Source organism: Mucilaginibacter sp. (assembly GCF_039925265.1).
Taxonomy (GTDB): Bacteria; Bacteroidota; Bacteroidia; order Sphingobacteriales; family Sphingobacteriaceae; genus Mucilaginibacter.
Window position 1 is genome coordinate 53,001 of the sequence record NZ_JBDSZG010000028.1, and the last position, 19,179, is coordinate 72,179.

Here is a 19,179-nt window from a genome sequence, read left to right on the forward strand (position 1 = left end):
TATCTTTCGCAAGCAAAAATATAATAACCGCCCGTACGCAACGTATGGGCATTTTTGTAAGTTTAAACAGCAATCCACTTCGCTTTTTTGGCAAAATATCCAGGCGTGCTTACTTCAATTTGCTCTAAGCTTATTATAAATTTTAACTGGTAATATTTTATTAATATTCCCCGAAAATATCGCGGAGCGTATCAGCTATTTCGCCCAAAGTAGCGTAGCATTCTACAGCGGTTAAAATGTAAGGCATAAGGTTATCGGTGCCTTTTGCGGCGGCGGCTAAATTTTGCAGCGCCACGCTTACCTCTGCTTTATTTCTTTCTTCCTTTAAACGAATTAATTGGTCGGTTTGTTTGCGCCTGATGGAATCATTTACACGAAAAACACTATCCGCCACAACCTCAGCCTGAATGAATTTATTTACGCCAACCAGCACCCGCTCGCCACTCTCAATGTCATTTTGGTATTGATATGCAGCTGCCGCAATTTCCTGCTGCATGTAGTCGTTTTCTATAGCTTTTACCGCCCCGCCCATCGCATCTATCTTATCAATGTATATCTGTGCGCCGGTTTCTATTTCGTTTGTCAGCGCCTCAATAAAATACGAGCCTGCCAGAGGGTCAACCGTATCGGTAACGCCGCTTTCAAAAGCAATGATCTGTTGGGTACGGAGGGCTATTTTTGCGGCGGCTTCGGTGGGAAGCGAAAGCGCCTCGTCGTAGCCGTTGGTGTGTAAAGATTGTGTGCCGCCAAGTACCGCGGCCATGGCCTGCATACCTACGCGCACAATATTATTCATGGGTTGCTGCGCGGTAAGTGTAGAGCCGCCCGTTTGGGTGTGGAAGCGGAGTTTTTGAGCACCGGCATCCGTAGCGCCAAGCTCTTTGGTAATGTGCGCCCACATGCGCCTTGCCGCCCTGAACTTGGCTATCTCTTCGAAGAAATTGTTATGACAATTGAAGAAGAACGATAGCCGTTTGGCGAATACGTTAATATCTAAACCTTTATCAAGCGCTGCCTTTAAATAAGTTTTGCCATTGGCCAGCGTAAAAGCCAGTTCCTGCACGGCAGTTGAGCCTGCTTCGCGGATATGGTAGCCCGATATGGATATGGTGTTCCATTTTGGTACCTCCTTGCTACAGTATTCAAAAATATCAGTAATGAGCCGCATGGATGGGGCGGGCGGGTAAATATAGGTGCCTCGTGCCGCGTACTCCTTTAATATATCGTTTTGGATGGTGCCCGAGATCTGCTTTAGATCTGCCCCCTGTTTTTTTGCTAACGCGATGTACATGGCCAGCAGGACAGAGGCCGTAGCGTTGATGGTCATGCTGGTGGTGATATCCTTTAGTTGAATGCCATCAAATAAGGTCTCTATATCCTTTAGAGAATCTATCGCTACACCCACTTTGCCTACTTCGCCTTCGGCCAATTCATGGTCGCTGTCATAGCCTATCTGTGTAGGCAGGTCGAAGGCCACCGAAAGGCCCATGGTGCCCTGGCTTAACAGGTAATGGTAACGCTTGTTGCTTTCTTCGGCGGTGGAAAACCCGGCGTATTGGCGCATTGTCCAGGGTTTGCCGCGGTACATATCTTTTTGGATGCCACGGGTATAAGGGAACTCGCCCGGCAACTCGGTCATGCCCGAAGGTTCGGTATACAGTTCCTTTACTTCAATACCAGAACTATTAGTGATCTTTTTACCAGCCATACGCGTTAAAACAAGTCCTCCAGGTCTTTCCTTAACAGCGTGATGGCAATATCGTAGGGGTTATCTTCCAGCTTGCTGAGGTGGTTTAGGATGATGCGCCCCAAATCAAGTCCGTTGGCACCTTCAGGCAGTGCTTTTACAGCGCTGTTCACTACGGCCAGCGTATCTTCTTTCACCCGCTTGATCACCGCCCAGGCACGGTCGCTCACATAAATTTGCTGCGTTACGTTATGCTGGTACTCGTTGCGTACCTCGTTCACAATAATAATATTCAATTCGGCAGCTGATAGGCTGTTGCCGTTTAGGCGAATGAGCAAATTTGCAGGATTTACGCGCTCTACCAACAGCACCAGGCGCTCATAGGCTTGCAGGCGTAATGGGAGCGTTTGCGCGCTAAGGCCTTTTTTTAACTCCAAAGCCTGCAGGTTTTGGGTTTTATCTAAGTAAGGCTTAAACAGATAGAACGCAACATAAACAACGCCAATACCGGCCATTGTATATTTTGCAATATCCATTAATATGCTGTAAAGTACCATGTTTTTTAAATGTTAGGCAGAGGTCATAAATAATAGGACCGCAACAAAAATCCGCATTTTACCTTATATTTGTATAGTTAATTAAAAATAAGATGAGCGCTATTGTTGAAACCCTAACCGCACCTGTTACTTTTACCCAGGGTGCCGTAAAAGAACTTTTTAAACTGAGAGATCAGCAGGAATTGAACGATGACTTTGGCTTACGCATTGGCGTTGAGGGTGGTGGCTGCTCGGGTATGAGCTACGTTTTAGGTTTCGACCAGAAAAAAGATGGCGACCAGGAGTTTTTAATTGAAGGTTTGGTAGTTTATATGCACAAAGCGCACGGCTTGTACCTGGCCGGTATGCAGATAGATTTTCAGGACGGACTAAACGCCCGCGGCTTTACTTTTAATAACCCTAATGCTGCAAGTACCTGCGGTTGCGGTACTTCGTTTTCGGTGTAAATTTCAGACTCAGAATTTCAAGATATTTAAACCCCGTCCCCATTGGATGGGGTTTTTTATTTTTGGGCCTTTAATTGCTTTATGGTTTTATCTATCCAAAATGGTACCGAACCTTCATTGTAGCCAAGGCTGTTAAATACGATAACGCCCGTTTTATCTACAACAATGCTGGCAGGGCAGGAGTCTACTCCGTAGTAACTAAAAAGCGGCATCGATTCGGGAATTACCTTGTATTTAAACGGTGAGACTTTTAAAAAGCGCTTCACGTCTTCTTTCTTGTCAAATGTGATTGCTAAAAAAACAATATCACTGCTATTTTTATAGCTATCTACAATGCGGTTTAATTCGGGCATCTCATAGCGGCAGGGCGGGCAGGCAATAAACCAAAAATTCACAACAACTATTTTGCCTTTTAAATCCTCGGCAGCTATTTTGTTGCCATTGGCGTCTTCCATAGTAAGCAATAAAAAGCTATTGCCTTTTTTAAAGAACGATGCGGGTGTTGGTGTCAGCGCTGCAAAGTCCTTGTGTTCGGTTTTCTCGTTTCTTAGGGTAAGTATAAATGCCGTACTATCGCTTTCTTCGTGTACCGGCTTAAGCTTGTACTTACCGGTAGCAAACAGGCTGTGCCACTCGGCGTATTTATAGGGTACACCGCCTGCATTGGTTACCACAGTGTTTTTATTGAAGCTGTACTCTTCTATAGGTTTAGTTATTTCTATCTGGGACAAGGCCCCGAAGTGGAGTATTAATGTAAGACTGGTTAAAAGCAGCAGTTTTTTATAAAATGTTGGCATACGGATAAGGTGCGTTGAATTTAAATAAGGTTAGTTTTCTGCTGTTACTTCTTCAATGGTTTTTTTGAGATAAGTTAAGCTTCCACCACCAAAGCCGGATGAGCTGTACCGGGTAACTCCTTTTTTATCGATCACTACATTGGTAGGGTAGCTGTTGATGCCATAGCGGTTGCAATCTTCTCGGGCATCATAAATTTGGCGGTAATTGAAAGGTGTGACTTTCAGGAAGTCTTTTATCTCGTATTTCAGGTCGAGCCCTATGCCTATAAATACCACATCGGGGTTATTGGCCACCAATTTATTCAACTCCGGTATTTCCTGTTTGCAGGGTTCGCAGGCAATAAACCAAAAATTCAGTACAATAACTTTACCCGCCAGCGCTTTAAAATCGACTTTGTTGCCGTCTACATCTTTAGCACTAAACAGCTCTTTTTTTTCGCCTATCGGGAAAGCAGGGCTTGGCGGAAGCATTACTGCGGGTAACCTGCTTCGCATGTTGTTGCGCCTCGCAATATCTTCGGCATTCATTTTTACCAGTGTCATGGTATCTGAATTTATCCCCTTGCTCCGTAGTGTATACCCGCCCGATATCATCATCTGGTGCCATTGCGCGTATGGAACTATAGCGCCGGTAGAATCCTTTACTATTTTTTGCTCCATGCTGCTGCTGCGAACCACCACGGTTTTGGAAACAGCGGTTTGTTCCTGCGCTTCGGCGCTAATTATTGATGCAAAGGTTAAGGTTATCAGTAGTACTATCTTTCTCACGGGAGCGGTGTTTGTAGCCATGAAATTACTACAAGTTTTTTATCCGCACAAGCTGTTTTGAAGTGCCGCATTAAATAGTGCGCCGGCTTGTAACAAATTGTGCTGTGCCATAGTCAAATGCAAACGAGTTTCTTAATTTTAAGCCATGCCGGTAAAAACTACCTACAAAGAAAATATAGCTATAGCGTTACAATCCATCAGTGGCAACAGGCTGCGTACATCGCTTACGGCCCTTATCATTGCCATAGGTATTATGGCGCTGGTGGGTATATTAACCGCAATTGAAGGGATAAAGCAATTCACTAACGATGCTTTTGCCGGGCTTGGCGCAAACTCATTCACTATACAAAACCGTGGCTCGGGCATTAGCTTTGGCAACGGCGGCCACCGTAAAATTTACCCGGCCATCAGCTACCAGGAGGCCGAGCGTTTTCAAAAGACTTTTAAGCTGCCGGTGCGCATCAGTATCGATTTTACGGTATCGGGCACAGCTATAGCAAAATACGAGAGTATCAAAACAAACCCCAACATAAGGGTTATTGGCAGTAACGAGAATTACATATTTATTAAGGGACATAAGATCGCATTCGGGCGTAATTTTTCTACGTCGGAGGTTGAACACGGCGCTAATGTGGTGATCATAGGCGATGAGCTTAGATCGAAACTTTTTAAAAACACCGACCCGATAAACAAACCTATTTTGCTTGGCTCCAGTAAATTCAGGGTGATTGGTGTTATCGCAGCAAAAGGGAGCAATAGCTTTGGTGGCGATAAGTTCTGCATCATCCCGGTTGTAAAGGCGAGGCAGCTGGCAGCAACCTCAAAACCATCGTTCGCCATTGTGGTTAACGTAGGCCAGCCCGAGGCTTTGGATGCCACCATTGGCGAAGCCACCTCGTTGTTCAGGAACGTACGGAGCCTGCATTTGGGTCAGGATGATAATTTTGAGATCTTCCGCGCCGATTCGATACAGGCGGAGCTTACCAGTAACTTAAATGGCGTTACTGCTGCCGGTTTTGCGGTAGGGATTATTACGCTGATAGGCGCCGCCATTGGCCTGATGAACATTATGCTGGTATCCGTTACCGAACGTACGCGCGAAATTGGCCTGCGAAAAGCGATCGGCGCCACACCATCCGTTATACGTAAACAGTTTTTAATAGAAGCTATTGTAATATGCCTCATCGGCGGTGTCGGGGGTATTATATTAGGGATGGCTGCAGGTAACCTCATCGCCGTACAAATCAGTGGTACTTTTGTGGTGCCATGGTTCTGGCTGTTTTGTGCCATTGGGCTTTGTACTTTTATAGGCCTGTCATCAGGGTTTTACCCGGCTAAAAAAGCAGCCAAACTTGATCCGGTAGAGGCACTAAGATACGAATAGGAACGCAGAATCTTTAGAGGCAAGAATCAAGAGACAAGAATCAAGATATAAGATAAAATGAGAAGCGGGATGATGCATTTGCATATTCCCGCTTCTTTTTCTTGGCAATTCTATTTTATTTGTCTTGCTTCTTGTCTCTTGACTCTTATCTCTGCTATAAAAGCATCCTGTTTTTCAGCGGATAATCGTCCAGTAGTTTTTCTATATAATTTGTAGTAAGCGCATCCTCAAAAGCGGCCGCATGGCGGGGGTGATGCATGTCGCTCGATATAAAATCAACTATTTGTTCATCTATCATATCCTCTGCCATTTTTTGAGTTGGCTTGCCGTAGTAGCCTGTTAGCGATATGGTGTTTATCTGCAAAGCGCAACCCCAGCTGCGGATAGCACGCATACGATCGATATTCATGTAGGCGTAACGCTCGGGATGGGCCAGGATAGGTTTGTAGCCCGCATCGCGCATCTTTTGTACCATTTGTATCACATTGGGCGGCTCGTTGATAAACGAGAGTTCGAACAATACAAAGTTATCAGCACCCATGGTCATCAGGCTACGCTCATCTATACGTTTCTCAAAAGTCTCGTCGAAATAGTGCTCAGCAGCAGCCTCAACGGGGATATCTATGTTTTGATTTTTGAGTTCTTCTTTAAGAACAGCAAGCGCGTTCATGATAGATTCGCGATCGTTACGATAATAATCAACCATCACGTGTGGTGTGGCAATTATTTTTTTAATACCCAGCTCCATCATTTTTTTGATGAGGAAAACAGATTCTTCGGGCGTTTGCGCGCCATCGTCTATCCCCGGTAGCACATGCGAGTGCATGTCAACCATAACCGGCCCGTAGTCGAGCGTTCTTTCTTTTTTTACTTGCTTTCTCTTAAATAATCCAAACATTCTTTAGCGGTTATTATATTGCTCACTGTAATATTCCTGGTAATGGCCCGATGTTACATCGCTAAGCCACTCCTCATTTGCCAGGTACCAATCTACAGTTTTTTCAAGCCCTTCTTCAAATGTTATCGATGGTTCCCATCCAAGCTCGTTTTTAAGTTTGGTTGCATCAATAGCATATCGCAGATCGTGCCCGGCGCGGTCGGTAACATAAGTGATCAGCTTTGCCGATTCACCGGCTTCGCGGCTCAGTTTTTTGTCTAATATACTACAAAGCAATTGTATCAGGTCAATGTTTTTCCACTCGTTGTGCCCGCCTATGTTATAGGTTGTGCCGGTGGCGGCCTGGTGAAATATCACATCAATGGCGCGTGCGTGGTCTTCTACCCAAAGCCAATCGCGAATGTTCTCGCCTTTGCCATACACAGGTACAGGTTTTTGCTGTTTTATATTATGGATAGCAAGTGGTATCAGTTTCTCGGGGAAATGGAACGAGCCGTAGTTGTTGCTGCAGTTGGATATTACCACATTTAAGCCATAAGTATCGTGGTATGCCCTTACAAAATGGTCGGAACTTGCTTTGGAGGCCGAGTAAGGCGAATGCGGGTCGTAAGCTGTAGTCTCCACAAACATATCGGTATCGCCAAGGGTGCCATACACCTCATCGGTAGATACATGGTAAAAGCGTTTATCGGTGTAGTTACCTTTCCAGATGGTTTTGGCCGCGTTCAGTAAATTTACGGTGCCTACCACATTGGTCATCACAAACTCCAGGGGGTTGGTGATGGAACGATCCACATGCGATTCGGCCGCAAGGTGGATCACCGCGTCAGGCTGCTCTACTTCAAATAAGTTGTTAATATAGGCCAGGTCAACTATATCGCCTTTTACAAAACGGTAGTTGGGCTCATTCTCAATATCTTTAAGATTGGCCAGGTTGCCGGCGTAGGTTAATTTATCCAGGTTGATGATCTGGTACTGCGGATAGGTTTTTACAAACCGGCGCACCACATGCGACCCGATAAACCCTGCACCGCCGGTAATAATAATTTTTTTCATTTCAGAAAGCTGTTTTCAACTAAGCCATAAGTAAGCCATAAAATGGCAATTAGCGGCATTAGCTTTATTGTATGTGCTTATAATGGATTTTTGGCCAAATAGTTTTCCCAATTCCATGCAGATGACATCATTTCGTTGATGCCCAGCCCGGTTTTCCAATTGAGTTCGTTGGTAGATTTGGTAACGTCGCCCCAAACCTGCTCCACATCGCCTGCGCGCGCGGGGCCTATCTGGTAGTTAAGTTTAACGCCGGTTGTTTCTTCAAATGCTTTGATCACCTCCAGGACCGAGGTGCCGGTACCTGTGCCAATGTTAAATACATCGAAGCCTTTAAAGCTTTCCTTCTCGGCCAGTTTTAAGGCGGCTACGTGCGCTTTGCCCAGGTCAACCACGTGTATGTAGTCGCGGATGTTGCTACCATCGGGCGTATTATACTGATCACCAAACACGGTAAGTTTTTCGCGTTTGCCAATAGCGGTTTGCGTAATAAAAGGCACCAGGTTTTGTGGTACACCAATAGGTAACTCGCCAATTAAGGCCGATTCGTGCGCGCCAACCGGGTTAAAGTATCTTAACGAGATGATTTTATACGTGCTGCCAGCGGCTATAACATCTTTTAATATTTCCTCGGCAATTTGCTTGGTATTGCCATAAGGCGATTGCGCTGCTTTTACCGGAGCATCTTCGGTTACGGGGAGATCATCGGGCTGGCCGTAAACGGTGCAGCTTGATGAAAATACAAAATTCAGCGCTTTACCCTCGTAAGCGTTAAGGATGTTTACTAACGAGAAAAAGTTGTTGCGATAATATTTAAGCGGAAGCTTTACCGATTCGCCAACGGCCTTAAAGGCGGCAAAGTGAATAATGCCACCAATTTCGGGCTCCTGCCTGGCAAAATTATTTACAGCCTCTTCATCGCAAAGGTCCAGCTTATAAAATTTTGGTTTGTAGCCTATTATTTTTGCAAGCTGGTCTAATATTTTAATGCTGGAGTTAGAGAGGTCGTCAATAATTACCGGCTCGTAGCCCGCATTTACCAATTCAACCACGGTATGAGAGCCAATAAAACCTAAACCGCCTGTAACTAATATTTTCATTTATAACACTTTTGGATAAAGTTAAGCCTTGCAAAGATATTTGCAAGGCTTAACAAAATTATTTGTTGTAGGTTGTAAAATCCTTATGTTCTACTTTTTCTATCACATCCTGCGGTAGCGATTTAAAGTAGTCGTAAGTTATTTTAAGGCCTTCTTCGCGCGATACCTTTGGCTCCCAGCCTAAAATGGCTCTGGCTTTGGTGATGTCCGGGCGGCGTTGCTTAGGGTCGTCGGTTGGCAGGTCTTTGTAAACCATTTTTTGCGAAGTGCCGGTTAACTTGATGATCTCCTCACCAAACTCTTTGATGGTGATTTCGCTTGGGTTACCAATATTCATCGGCTGCGCGTAATCGCTAAACAGTAAACGGTAGATACCTTCTATCAGATCGTCTACATAGCAAAACGAGCGTGTTTGAGAACCATCACCAAAAACGGTAAGGTCTTCGCCGCGGATAGCCTGGCCTATGAAAGCCGGCAACACGCGTCCGTCGTTTAGGCGCATACGGGGTCCGTAGGTATTAAAGATGCGCACGATACGTGTCTCTAAACCGTGGAAAGTATGGTAAGCCATGGTGATAGATTCCTGGAAACGTTTTGCTTCGTCATAAACACCACGCGGGCCAACTGTATTTACATTACCCCAATACTCTTCCGGTTGCGGGTTAACACTCGGGTCGCCATAAATTTCTGAAGTGGAAGCGATGAGCATCCTGGCGTTTTTGTGTTTAGCAAGGCCCAGCAGATTATGTGTACCTAACGAACCAACTTTTAAGGTTTGGATAGGTATTTTTAAATAATCGATAGGGCTTGCCGGCGAAGCAAAGTGCAGAATGTAATCTAATTCGCCAGCTACATACACAAATGTGGAAACATCGTGATTGTAAAATTCGAAGTTCTCTAATTTAAAGAGGTGTTCGATGTTGCGAAGGTCGCCTGTGATCAGGTTATCCATTGCAATAACATGAAAATCTTCTTTTATAAACCTGTCGCAAAGATGCGAGCCTAAAAATCCGGCAGCACCGGTTATTAAAATACGTTTACGCGTTGCCATTAATTTATTTAATTTAATTATTGAATATTTAAAAACCGAAGCCAATTATAGAGGATACCAGCCTTGCGCAGGTAATATAGCACGATACTTGTGATATAAGTTATTACTTTTACTGCCGACGAAGATAATAATTACAAATTTAAAAATGGTTCTACTATACAACATTGCCATCATTATATATTACTGCCTGGCGCATATTGTAGCTATTTGTTATAAAAAAGCCGGGTTATGGCTTGCCGGGCAAAAAAATAATACGGTTGAACCCTTAGCTTCCAGCATCTGGTTTCACTTCGCTTCGTTGGGCGAATTTGAACAGGGCAGGCCTGTATTAGAGCAAATGCGGCTGTTTTACCCGGATAAACCCATCATTATTACTTTTTTTTCGCCCTCGGGCTACGAGGTGCGTAAAAACACGCCGCTTGCCCAGGCTGTTTATTATCTACCGTTGGATACCGCCCAAAATGCCCGGGAATTTATCACGGCTATAAAACCGGCGATGGCCATTTTTACCAAATACGAGTACTGGTACCATTATTTTAACGAGTTGCAGGTACAACATGTGCCGCTTTACATTATATCGGGGATCTTCCGGCCCGGCCAGGTTTTTTTTAAATGGTACGGTGGCCTGCACCGCAAAATGCTGAAACTGGTTACCTGGTTTTTTGTGCAGGATATTGATAGCAAACATTTACTGCAGGGCCTGGGTAAATCAAATATCAGCATCAGCGGCGATACGCGGTTTGATAGGGTATGGGCCAATGCGCAGCAACCAAGGGAACTACCCGAAATTGCCGCCTTTAAAGGCGACAATAAACTATTCATTGCAGGCAGCACCTGGCCGGCTGATGAAAAATTATTAGCTGTGCTGATTGCCAAGCACCCCGACTGGAAATTCATCATCGCCCCGCATGAGATAGGGGAAGAAAAGATAAACCATTTAATGGGTTTACTCCCAAAAGATTCAGCCGCGAGGTACTCACTGCTCACTACTCACCACTCACCACTCACTACCCTCGTTATCGATAACATCGGGATGCTTTCATCCTTTTATCAATATGCCGATATCGCTTACATCGGCGGCGGTTTTGGCGCGGGTATCCACAATACGCTGGAGGCGGCGGCCTTTGGCATGCCGGTGATATTTGGGCCTAAATACGATAAGTTTAAAGAGGCAAAGGACCTGATAGAACTGCAAGCAGCATTCAGCATCAATAGTGAGGAAGAATTGTTAACTACTGCGGGCAGTTTAATGGATGATGAGATATTCAGGTATCGCACGGCAAGAACTTCAAAAAAATATGTGGATGAACATATTGGGGCAACGGATGCGATAGTGAAGTATATAAAGGAGAAGCATTAATACCCGTTAGCCATGCCGTTTACATTAATGTAAAGATAAATGGTTCGAAAGGATTTGATGAGTATTTTTCGCCGTAGAGACGCAATATTTTGCGTCTCCCGTTGGACGGGTAAAATATTTGCATCCCTGATTTGCGTGGGTGATTTGCATGCGGGAGACGCAAAATATTGCGTCTCTACAATTTTTCCTTAATATTGCCGCCATGGGTTTTTTGGACATCGCCGGACTGGGCAAGGCACATTATCACGAATATGGTAGCGGTAGTAAACCCCTGCTGGCCTTCCACGGTTACGGGATGACGGGCAGGCAATTTCATGTGCTACAAAAATCCATCTTAAAAGAATACCACGTTTACGGCTTCGATCATTTTTTTCATGGTGAAAGTAAACTTACAGATTGGAGCGAGAGCCAAATTGTAGCCGGTATGCCCAAAGCTATGGTAAAAGCTTATGTGGAGGAATGGTTTAAAATCTACGGCAGGCAACGTTTCTCGGTAATGGGGTACTCCATCGGGGCCAACATCGCGCTGATCCTGTTAGAGGAATATGCCGATTTGATTGACGACGTCATTTTGATGGCACCGGATGGCTTATCGGTTTACAAAGGCTTCCATTTTTTAACGCACCAACCGTTTGGAAGGGCTTTTTTTAAAACCGTAACCAAAAGTAAATGGCTTGCACCTGGTTTGATGAAAGGACTAAAAAAGGTTGGTTTTATTGATGAGAGCCTGTTCAATATCGCCTATAATGAAATTGATACCGAACAAAAACGGCAGGATGTGTATTATACCCTAAACCTCATCCGCTTGCTAAAACCCGATACCGCTAAAATTGCTCAACTTATTAATCAATATAATATCAAATGCCGTCTCATATTCGGCAAAAGCGATAACCTGTTCCCAAAATCGGCCGCGACGCCTTTTTTAAATACATTGGATAGTCCCGATGTACACGAAGTGGCTTTGGGGCACTGGCTGGTAGTAAAAGAATTGGATGAATATTTGAATGACTTAGGCCACACCTTGCCCAAGCCTCATCCCAACCCTTCTCCAAAGGAGAAGGGCTAAAAATGTATCATTTGGTTTTCAAAGTCCTCTCCTTTGGAGAGGATTTAGGAGAGGCTAAACGACGCAGCTGTAATAATCGCCAATCGAACTTGACATAAATGTTATTCAGAACAAACGTTATTTAGTAAATTTACCCCAATGATAGCCGCCCGCCGCAAAAAATTCCTGGCCGATGTATTTGCCAAATACATGCACTACCGTATGCGAAAGGCTTTTAATAAGCTGGAGGTGGTAAATAAAATCACCCCCAAACCGGGCTACTCGGTATTGCTGCTTTGCAACCACTTTGGCTGGTGGGATGGGCTTTGGGCAAATTATCTGGCTTATTGGCACCTCAATCGCAAATCGTACATTATGATGCAGGAAGATCACCTGCAGGCGCGCATGTGGTTAAACCATTGCGGGGCATTTTCTATCAGCCGCAGTTCGCGCGAGATGATCAAATCCCTGCAACATGCGGCGGATATTTTAAACGATGCCGAAAATATGGTGATCGTTTTTCCGCAAGGCGAACTTATCTCTAACCACACCACCGAAATTAAGGTGGAGAAAGGCATAGAACGCCTCATTAAAAACATAAAAGGCCCCTGCCATATCATTTATAACTGCGCTTTGGTAGAATATTTTGAGAGCCTCAAACCATCGGTATACTTCCACCTGTTGGACCTGGGCGTGGCAGGCGAGCTAAGCTTTGATGAGCTAACCGAAAAGATAAACACATTTCACAGGCAGGCTTTAAAAGACCAGGTAAACGTAGCGCACTAAAATGATCTACCCCAAAAACAACCGGTTGATGAAATGGATGTTCGACACCTACGTGAAGTGGTTGGTGGGCAACACTTTTCATCAATTTTTGTTTAACACGGTGGAGTTGGATAGCAATAAGTCGGTATTGTTGGTGGCCAACCACTTTAGCTTTTGGGACGGACTCATTCTGTATGTTTTAAATGATAAGCTGCTGCACAAAAAGTTTCATGTAATGATACTGGAGGATACCGCTAAACGCGAAGGGATGCTGCGCTATGCCGGAGCCTTTTCCGTAAGCAAGAACTCCCGCGATATGCTGGAATCATTAAATTATGCTGCCGAATTGCTATCCGAACCCGGTAATTTGTTACTGATGTTTCCACAAGGAAAGCTATATTCAAACTTTGTGAACCGTGTGCATTTTGAACAGGGGTTGTTAAAGATCATGAAAAAGGCCGAAGGGAAATTCCAGCTTTTATTCGCTGCAACTTTTATTCAGTACTTTAAGCATAAAAAGCCCTCGGTAACCGTTTATTTAAAAACCGAAGGTGAGCGTTATTCCGATAAAAACATTAATGAATTACAAAACGCTTACCAGCAGCACTATGATGCCGGCAAATTGCAACAAACTGAAATTGATATAAAGTGATCATAGCCCTGCTCATTGTTTTTATTTTTTTGATCCTGCGCTTTACGGTAACCCTGTTCAATTTCCTATCGAACCCAAAATTGCCGCGGATAGGCAAGCATTATACCGATAAGGTATCCATCCTTATCCCCGCACGTAACGAAGCTGATAATATTCTGCCACTACTTACCTCCATCCATCTGCAGGACTACGATAACTACGAAGTACTGATCCTTGATGACAACTCCACCGATGACACCTATAAAGTATGCCAGGATTTTGCCGCGAAACATCCCCGTTTTAAAGTGATAAAAGGCAACCCCCTGCCGGCAGACTGGCTGGGCAAGAACTACGCCTGCCACCAATTGGCACAGCTTGCCAATGGCAGCTATTATTTGTTTTTAGATGCAGATGAACAACTACAGAAAGGGCTCATCAACAGTGCCGTACATCGTATGAAATTACGGAGCCTATCGTTGCTCAGTCTGTTTACCAACCAAACCATGCTGAGTGTTGGTGAAGAAATGGTAGTGCCGTTGATGCATTATATTCTGTTAAACCTTTTGCCCCTTAGATTAGTCTACCTGGTGAAAAGCGCTTCGGTAGCCGCGGCAAGCGGGCAATTTATGTTGTTTGATGCCGAAGCTTATAAAGAATACCAATGGCACCAACTGGCAAAAAACAAAGTGGTAGAGGATGTGGAAATTATGAAGCTGGTAAAGTCGGCCAAGCTAAACGGGGAGGCATTATTAGCCAACGGGATGATCAGCTGCCGCATGTATAAGGGGTATAACGAGGCTATAAATGGTTTCGGTAAGAATTTTTTGGCAGCCTTTAATTATAACATCATCGGCTTTTTAATTTACCTGCTGCTCATTATTGGCGGGCCGGCCATTATTGTGATGACGATGAACCTCAACCTCATTTTTATTATGTTTGGGTTAATTGTGCTTAGCCGCATTATGATATCACTTGCTGCCGGGCAAAATGCCTGGATAAATGTATTTTTACATCCGGTGCAAATGCTTAGTCTGTTACTTATAGGCCTAACATCAATACAAAAACACCTCACCAAAACCACCGTATGGAAAGGCCGAAAGATCTCAGTATAACTCCGCGTACGGCCATTATTATAATCGTCCTGTTCCATTTTGTTGGGCTGGTAGGGCTATTAGTGCCTGCTACGCGACCCCTGTTTTTACAACTTGTGCCCTGGCACTTGTTGCTGATGCTGCTGGTAATTGTGCTGGCACATAAAAACTTCGACGGGAAGTTTGTCGGTTTCATGGCGCTCGTTTTCGTATCCGGGATTGTTTTGGAATGGATAGGCGTACACAAAAAATGGGTTTTCGGCGATTATGCTTACGGCGAAGTATTGGGGATTAAAATATTAGATATCCCGCTCACCATCGGTATCAACTGGTTCCTGCTGATCTACGCTGCCGGTGTTACCATGCAGCGGAGCAGGCTGATGAGTATTATCCCGAGAGTAATAGTAGGCTCTTTGCTATTGGTAGTTCTGGATCTGCTGATAGAACCCGTTGCCATCCGTTTCGACTACTGGCATTGGACGGACAACATCATCCCCTTTAAAAATTACTATTGCTGGTTTTTGGTAAGCGCGGTGATGCTTTTTGTATTTGAAAAATTCGGATTTAAAAAGCAAAGTATAGCAGCGCCGGTGTTGCTGGCAACTGAGTTTGTGTTTTTTGGGGTGTTGAGTTTAGTGGGGTTGTTGGGTAGTTAGCGTTCAGGCCATACCTATTCGGCAGATTTAAAACCACTAACGTCATGCCGAATTTATTTCGGCACCCCACACGCAAAGTAGCCGTTTGCAAGGCGGCTTAGCATGTAGGCGACCTGTCCTGTGGGGTCCTGAAACAAGTTCAGGACGGTTATTTATCTTCCGAACAGTTGTTGAGTTGAGACAAGCCACGAAACCCGCGATAGGGATAGAAACGGAAACCCCGGAATGAAGTGCTGCTTCTATCAGCAGCGCGAAATGAGGAGTTGCAGTGCATAGCCCGGGCCGAAAGCATCGCCATAATTTTGTCTGAACTCGAATTTAAGGAATTAAAAGAATTTCCGGAATTAAAAACAATCACTCCGTTGGGACATTCACCCTTCCAACCCTTCCAACCCTTCCAACCCTTCCAACCTTTTTAACCCTTCTAACTTTTTTAACTTCTCCAACTTCTACCAAAATAAATACCGTAAATTTGCATCAAATGGGTGAGTATCAACTACAGGTTACTATCGATGCAGATTCGGGCTTTTGCTTTGGGGTGGTATATGCCATTGATATGGCCGAAGAAATACTGGCCGAGGATGGTTATTTGTATTGCCTGGGCGATATTGTGCATAACGATGAAGAGGTTGACCGCCTGAAAGCTCTTGGCCTGCGCATTATTGAGCATGCCGACCTGGTAGACCTGCACGACGAAAAAGTGCTGATCCGTGCCCATGGCGAAGCGCCTGAGACTTACCGCATTGCATTAGAGAATAACATCACCCTGATAGATGCCAGCTGTCCGGTAGTGTTAAAACTACAGAACCGCATTAAAACATCGTACGATAATAACGAGAAGATCCTGATCTTCGGTAAGCACGGCCACGCCGAAGTGGTGGGTTTGGAAGGACAAACCAATGGCAACGCGCTGGTTTTCCAGGACATCAGCGAACTGGATAATGCCGACCTCCCTGCCAACTTTACACTGTACAGCCAAACCACCAAAAGCATGGAGAAATTTTACCATGTAAAGGACGAACTGCTGAGTCGTGGCTACGAAGTAAAAGCAAACGATACTATTTGCCGCCAGGTAAGCAACCGCGATAAGGACCTGCCCGCCTTTGTGGCCAAATTCGATAAAATTGTGTTCGTATCGGGCAAAAAATCCAGCAATGGCAAGGTGCTTTACGAAGTTTGCCGCAAGCATAACCCTAACACTTACTTTATTTCGAGCGTGAGCGAGCTGGATAAGAATATGTTTGCCGCGGGCGATAAGGTGGGCATTGCCGGTGCCACATCAAGCCCCATGTGGCTGATGCAAATGGTAAAAGCCGAGCTGGAAACGTATTAAACCTTAGCTATGAAAGCGGCGCTGATCATTGTTATACTTTTTTTGAGCGCCTGCCAGCCAAACCACAGTAATAATGATTATCTTTTTAGAGCGAACGATAGCGTAACCGACAGTTACGGATACCTTAATGCTAAAGGCGACACCATTATCCCTTTTGGCAAATACCTCATGTGCTTTACCGATACCTTTAAAACTTTCGCGTTGGTAACAGAGCCTAAACTGGGTTTTGTTGGCATAGACCGGCATGAAAAAATATTATTTAAAGTATTCCCTTTTGATAACGGGCCCGATTATGTTTCGGAAGGGTACTTCCGCATTATAGATAACAACAAAATTGGTTATGCCGATACTACAGGCAGGGTGGCCATTCAACCGCAGTACGCCTGCGCTTTTCCTTTTGAAAATGATACCGCCAAAGTGAGCAACAACTGCAAGGTAATTGCCGATGGCGAACACTCCAGCTGGCAAAGCGATAGTTGGTATTATATTGATAAAACCGGCAAACGCGTTAAATAGGGAATGAAATTTGCATAGTTCCACCTCAAACAATCCTGCCTTGCAAAAAGCTCCATCCTACACCGGTTTATTCATTGCCCTGCTGGTTATCGGCGCATGGGTTGCTTCCACATTGTTGCTGATGCAATGGCAGGTGAACTTTGCCAATCCCCTGCTGTACCTGTTTGTTTTGGTACAGATGCACTTGTATACCGGCCTCTTTATTACCGCCCACGATGCGATGCATGGCACCGTGGCGCCGAATGTGAAGCTTAATAACATGGTGGGGTATATCTGTACATTTCTGTACGCGTCGTTTTGGTACCCGCAGCTTTATACCAAGCACCACAAGCACCACAGCCACGTGCATACCGATGAGGACCCGGATTATCATAAAGGTAATTTCTTTGCCTGGTATGTGCAGTTCATCCGCAATTACCTCGCTATTTGGCAAATTGTGGTGATGGCCATTTTATTTAATGTATTTAAATTGTGGGTGCCGCAGCCTAATCTTATTTTGTTTTGGGTGGCGCCCTCGCTGCTGAGTACGCTGCAGTTGTTTTACTTTGGCACCTATTTGCCGCACAAGGGCGAACACGATAATAAACATCAGAGCCGTAGTTTTCGGCGTAACCATTTCCTGGCTTTTTTTAGCTGCTATTTCTTTGGATATCATTACGAGCACCACGATGCGCCATGGCTGCCCTGGTGGAAGTTGTGGCGGACGCAAGAGCCGCCAGGACCACCAGCAGGCCGAAAGGCCTGAAATTTAATATAAGCAAAATTATGGGCAAAAAAAGTGCAAAATATGTTAACCCTGTAAATATATAACTACTTGATTATTAATATTTTATAAAATAAATTTCTGAATTGTGTTAAGCTATGTTAACCCTAATCGGCGATTGGTTTGCAGCGAAAATGCATGCGGTTAGCTAATATATGATACTCATCATATATTTGTAATTTGTCTCTTCTGCGCTGCCGCAAGGCGTAAATTTTCTTATTTTTACCGACTTTTAAATTATGGCGAAAAAGGGAGTTTTACTGGTAAATCTGGGCACACCGGATAGTCCGTCTACAGCGGATGTACGCAAATACCTCGATGAGTTTTTGATGGACCCAAGGGTAATAGATGTTAACGCGGCACTGCGTACATTTTTGGTGAAAGCCATTATCGTACCCTTCAGGGCACCAAAATCGGCGAAGCTTTACCAGGCCATCTGGGACAACGAAACAGGTTCACCGCTAAAATATTACAGCATTCTACAGCAAAAAGCGCTGCAGCAACGCCTTGGCGATGACTATATGGTGGAGTTGGCCATGCGTTACCAAAGCCCCTCTATCGAATCTGCTTTACAGAATCTGAAGGATGCTCTCGTTAGCGAGATCCAGGTGATCGCCCTGTTTCCGCAATATGCATCGGCAAGTACCGGTTCGGTACACGAGAAGGTGATGGATCTTGTTAAGGACTGGCAGACCGTGCCCAATATCACGTTTACCAATTCTTTCCACGATAATGAGCTGATGATCGAGACTTTTGTGGATAATGCTGCGAAGCATCAGCCCGAAACTTACGACCATATTCTGTTCAGCTTCCACGGCCTGCCACAGCGCCAGCTAAAAAAATGCGACCATACCCAAAGCTATTGCCTAAAGGTTGATGGCTGCTGCAACACACTGAACGATACTAATAAATTTTGTTACTCGGCACAATCACATGATACCGCGCGGCTTATTGCCGCCAAAATGCAACTACCGGGAGATAAATATACCGTTTGTTTCCAAAGCCGTCTCGGCAACGACCCATGGGTGCAGCCCTACACCAGCGAGATCATTAAACAAATGGCCGAACAGGGAAAAAAACGCCTGTTGGTATTTTGCCCGGCTTTTGTATCAGACTGCCTGGAAACCGTTTACGAGGTAACCACCGAATACGGCGATGAGTTTAAAGCCCTCGGCGGCGAGCACGTGCAATTGGTAGAAAGCTTAAATGATTCGCCCAAGTGGATAGAAGCGCTGGAAAAGATGGTAATCGGAAATTAGAATCAAGAGACAAGAGTCA

At 44.8% G+C, this 19,179-nt stretch carries 20 protein-coding genes; 12 read left to right on the plus strand and 8 right to left on the minus strand.

Annotated features, from left to right (window positions below; translation table 11 throughout):
• Positions 1 to 160 precede the first annotated feature (160 nt).
• Complete coding sequence (locus tag ABIX36_RS13220) at positions 161 to 1,708, minus strand: methylmalonyl-CoA mutase family protein (protein WP_348082636.1); 1,548 nt, start codon at positions 1,706 to 1,708, stop codon at positions 161 to 163.
• A gap of 5 nt (positions 1,709 to 1,713) precedes the next feature.
• A complete protein-coding gene (locus ABIX36_RS13225; protein ID WP_348082637.1) occupies positions 1,714 to 2,223 on the minus strand; it encodes a hypothetical protein in 510 nt (169 codons plus the stop codon).
• Between the two features lie 113 nt (positions 2,224 to 2,336).
• Here ABIX36_RS13225 and ABIX36_RS13230 point away from each other — a divergent pair, with 113 nt between their 5' ends.
• Positions 2,337 to 2,690 (plus strand): iron-sulfur cluster assembly accessory protein, encoded by a 354-nt coding sequence (locus ABIX36_RS13230; RefSeq protein ID WP_128535535.1) that lies wholly within the window; start codon positions 2,337 to 2,339, stop codon positions 2,688 to 2,690.
• A 56-nt stretch (positions 2,691 to 2,746) separates the two neighbouring features.
• On the opposite strand, the gene ABIX36_RS13235 is transcribed toward ABIX36_RS13230, so the two are convergent.
• Positions 2,747 to 3,487 carry a TlpA disulfide reductase family protein gene (locus ABIX36_RS13235; protein WP_348082638.1) on the minus strand — a complete coding sequence of 247 codons (741 nt, stop codon included), beginning with the start codon at positions 3,485 to 3,487 and terminating at the stop codon, positions 2,747 to 2,749.
• A 30-nt stretch (positions 3,488 to 3,517) separates the two neighbouring features.
• Complete coding sequence (locus ABIX36_RS13240) at positions 3,518 to 4,255, minus strand: TlpA disulfide reductase family protein (RefSeq protein WP_348082639.1); 738 nt, start codon at positions 4,253 to 4,255, stop codon at positions 3,518 to 3,520.
• 145 nt (positions 4,256 to 4,400) lie between these two features.
• Here ABIX36_RS13240 and ABIX36_RS13245 point away from each other — a divergent pair, with 145 nt between their 5' ends.
• The gene (locus tag ABIX36_RS13245) at positions 4,401 to 5,639 is read left to right on the plus strand and encodes an ABC transporter permease (RefSeq protein WP_348082640.1); all 1,239 of its coding nucleotides are present in this window, start codon (positions 4,401 to 4,403) and stop codon (positions 5,637 to 5,639) included.
• A gap of 154 nt (positions 5,640 to 5,793) precedes the next feature.
• Here the strand turns inward: ABIX36_RS13245 and ABIX36_RS13250 are convergent, their stop codons facing one another.
• The 4 genes from ABIX36_RS13250 to ABIX36_RS13265 all read right to left on the minus strand — a co-directional run bounded on the left by ABIX36_RS13250 (position 5,794) and on the right by ABIX36_RS13265 (position 9,741).
• Positions 5,794 to 6,537: a CpsB/CapC family capsule biosynthesis tyrosine phosphatase gene (locus ABIX36_RS13250; RefSeq protein ID WP_348082641.1), complete on the minus strand. Its 744-nt coding sequence runs from the start codon at positions 6,535 to 6,537 to the stop codon at positions 5,794 to 5,796.
• A 3-nt stretch (positions 6,538 to 6,540) separates the two neighbouring features.
• The gene (gene rfbB / locus ABIX36_RS13255) at positions 6,541 to 7,593 is read right to left on the minus strand and encodes a dTDP-glucose 4,6-dehydratase (protein ID WP_348082642.1); all 1,053 of its coding nucleotides are present in this window, start codon (positions 7,591 to 7,593) and stop codon (positions 6,541 to 6,543) included.
• A 77-nt stretch (positions 7,594 to 7,670) separates the two neighbouring features.
• A complete protein-coding gene (gene galE / locus ABIX36_RS13260) occupies positions 7,671 to 8,690 on the minus strand; it encodes a UDP-glucose 4-epimerase GalE (RefSeq protein ID WP_348082643.1) in 1,020 nt (339 codons plus the stop codon).
• Between the two features lie 58 nt (positions 8,691 to 8,748).
• Entirely contained in the window at positions 8,749 to 9,741 is a 993-nt protein-coding gene (locus tag ABIX36_RS13265; RefSeq protein WP_348082644.1) for a UDP-glucuronic acid decarboxylase family protein, read from the minus strand.
• A gap of 145 nt (positions 9,742 to 9,886) precedes the next feature.
• On the opposite strand from ABIX36_RS13265, the gene ABIX36_RS13270 reads away from it, so the two are divergent.
• From ABIX36_RS13270 to hemH, 10 genes are all read left to right on the plus strand, one after another.
• The gene (locus ABIX36_RS13270) at positions 9,887 to 11,101 is read left to right on the plus strand and encodes a glycosyltransferase N-terminal domain-containing protein (RefSeq protein ID WP_348082645.1); all 1,215 of its coding nucleotides are present in this window, start codon (positions 9,887 to 9,889) and stop codon (positions 11,099 to 11,101) included.
• 202 nt (positions 11,102 to 11,303) lie between these two features.
• Complete coding sequence (locus ABIX36_RS13275; RefSeq protein ID WP_348082646.1) at positions 11,304 to 12,167, plus strand: alpha/beta hydrolase; 864 nt, start codon at positions 11,304 to 11,306, stop codon at positions 12,165 to 12,167.
• A 138-nt stretch (positions 12,168 to 12,305) separates the two neighbouring features.
• Positions 12,306 to 12,932, plus strand: a complete 627-nt coding sequence (locus tag ABIX36_RS13280) for a 1-acyl-sn-glycerol-3-phosphate acyltransferase (RefSeq protein WP_348082647.1) — start codon at positions 12,306 to 12,308, stop codon at positions 12,930 to 12,932.
• Position 12,933: 1 nt separating this feature from the next.
• Complete coding sequence (locus tag ABIX36_RS13285) at positions 12,934 to 13,563, plus strand: lysophospholipid acyltransferase family protein (protein ID WP_348082648.1); 630 nt, start codon at positions 12,934 to 12,936, stop codon at positions 13,561 to 13,563.
• A complete protein-coding gene (locus tag ABIX36_RS13290) occupies positions 13,560 to 14,654 on the plus strand; it encodes a glycosyltransferase family 2 protein (RefSeq protein ID WP_348082649.1) in 1,095 nt (364 codons plus the stop codon). Before ABIX36_RS13285 ends, ABIX36_RS13290 begins: the two co-directional genes overlap by 4 nt.
• A complete protein-coding gene (locus tag ABIX36_RS13295; RefSeq protein WP_348082650.1) occupies positions 14,627 to 15,289 on the plus strand; it encodes a carotenoid biosynthesis protein in 663 nt (220 codons plus the stop codon). The genes ABIX36_RS13290 and ABIX36_RS13295 overlap by 28 nt, the downstream gene beginning before the upstream one ends.
• Positions 15,290 to 15,770: 481 nt before the next feature.
• Positions 15,771 to 16,622: a 4-hydroxy-3-methylbut-2-enyl diphosphate reductase gene (locus tag ABIX36_RS13300; RefSeq protein ID WP_348082651.1), complete on the plus strand. Its 852-nt coding sequence runs from the start codon at positions 15,771 to 15,773 to the stop codon at positions 16,620 to 16,622.
• Positions 16,623 to 16,631: 9 nt separating this feature from the next.
• Positions 16,632 to 17,138, plus strand: a complete 507-nt coding sequence (locus tag ABIX36_RS13305) for a WG repeat-containing protein (RefSeq protein ID WP_348082652.1) — start codon at positions 16,632 to 16,634, stop codon at positions 17,136 to 17,138.
• A gap of 40 nt (positions 17,139 to 17,178) precedes the next feature.
• Positions 17,179 to 17,883, plus strand: coding sequence for a fatty acid desaturase (locus tag ABIX36_RS13310; protein WP_348082653.1), 705 nt, complete (start codon positions 17,179 to 17,181; stop codon positions 17,881 to 17,883).
• 257 nt (positions 17,884 to 18,140) lie between these two features.
• Positions 18,141 to 19,160 carry a ferrochelatase gene (hemH, locus tag ABIX36_RS13315; RefSeq protein ID WP_348082654.1) on the plus strand — a complete coding sequence of 340 codons (1,020 nt, stop codon included), beginning with the start codon at positions 18,141 to 18,143 and terminating at the stop codon, positions 19,158 to 19,160.
• Positions 19,161 to 19,179 lie beyond the last annotated feature (19 nt).